This is a genomic window from Streptomyces milbemycinicus, from assembly GCF_002154605.1.
GTDB lineage: Bacteria > Actinomycetota > Actinomycetes > Streptomycetales > Streptomycetaceae > Streptomyces > Streptomyces milbemycinicus.
Genome location: NZ_MUNE01000626.1, coordinates 1 through 1,239 on the forward strand (window position 1 = coordinate 1; position 1,239 = coordinate 1,239).

General features: G+C 76.8%; 1 protein-coding gene and 1 pseudogene. Both read right to left on the bottom strand.

Features of this window, described 5'->3' with window-relative positions; translation table 11 throughout:
- Positions 1-1,006, bottom strand: a 1,006-nt coding sequence (locus CCN51_RS40925; RefSeq protein ID WP_245881778.1) for a lyase family protein, incomplete at its 3' end; no start/stop codon positions are given.
- 103 nt (positions 1,007-1,109) lie between these two features.
- Positions 1,110-1,239 (bottom strand): annotated as a pseudogene (locus CCN51_RS58410) (protocatechuate 3,4-dioxygenase subunit alpha); the annotation flags it as partial.

Sequence of the window (1,239 nt, forward strand, 5' to 3'; positions counted from 1 at the left end):
CCCCGGCGGGCCGCTCGTCCTCAGCGACGAGCGAGCCCAGAAGCGTGGCGGCGAGCCCGGGCGCCTGCCGCGCGGCGGCGGCGATGAGCGTGGCGCGGACGGGGTTGCTCTTGTGCGGCATCGCGGACGACCCGCCCCCGCTGCCCTCGGCGACCTCCCCGATCTCCGTCCGGGACAGCACCAGGACATCCGCCGCGGCCTTGCCCAGCGCACCAACGGCGAAGGCGAGCGCGGCCCCGAGATCGGCCACGGGCGTACGCAGCGTGTGCCAGGGCAGCGCGGGCTCGGCGAGCCCCAGCTCGGCGGCGAACCGTGCCACGAGCTGAAGGCCGAGGTCATCGCCCGCCTCGGCCTCCGCCCTCGGGCCTGCCCAGTCCGAGGCATCTGGCGCCGGGCCGCCGACCTCGCCGGGAGGCCTGCCGCCGGCGTCAGAGGCCGAGGCAGCACGAGGCGACCCTGCCGTCCCGGCTGCGCCCTCCGCCAGTGCGGCGAAGGCCGCCAACGTACCGGCCGCGCCGCCCAGTTGGGCGGGCAGCCGGATCGCGGCGAGGCGGTCGTGGGCGTCCAGGGTCAGGGCGCGCCAGCCTGCCGCCTTCAGGCCGAAGGTGGTGGGTACGGCGTGCTGGGTCAGGGTGCGGGCGGGCATAGGGGTGTCGCGGTGGGTGGCCGCCAGGCGGCCGAGGGCCGTGGCCGTACGCCCGAGGTCGGCCAGGATCAGCGGCAGCGCGCGGGTGGTGACCAGCATCGTGGCGGTGTCCAGGATGTCCTGGCTGGTCGCGCCGCGATGGACGTACGCGGCCGCCTCCCGGTCCGTACGGGCCACAGCCGCCGTCAAGTCGGCGACCAGCGGGATGACCGGGTTGCCCCCGGCGCGGGCGCGTACGGCGAGGTCCCGCACGCCGTACAGCTCGGCCCGCGCCACGTCCGCCACCGCCATCGCCGCCGCGCCGGGCGCCTGCCCGAGCGCGGACTGTGCCCGGGTGAGCGCGGCCTCCGCGTCCAGCATGGCCTGCAGAAACGCCAAGTCCCCGGTGGCCTCCTCGACGGCCGACCCGACCCGAACCGGCGACAGCAGTCCGCTGTCGTCGGTGGAAGCAGCCGCCTGGGAGCTAGCGGAACTCAAGGAAGACCGTCTCCCCCTCGCCCTGGAGGCGGATGTCGAAGCGGTACGTCCCGGGCTGCGGCCCGGCCGTTGCCACCAGGGTCTCGCGGCGGGCCGGGGGGAGCGAGGCGAGGAGG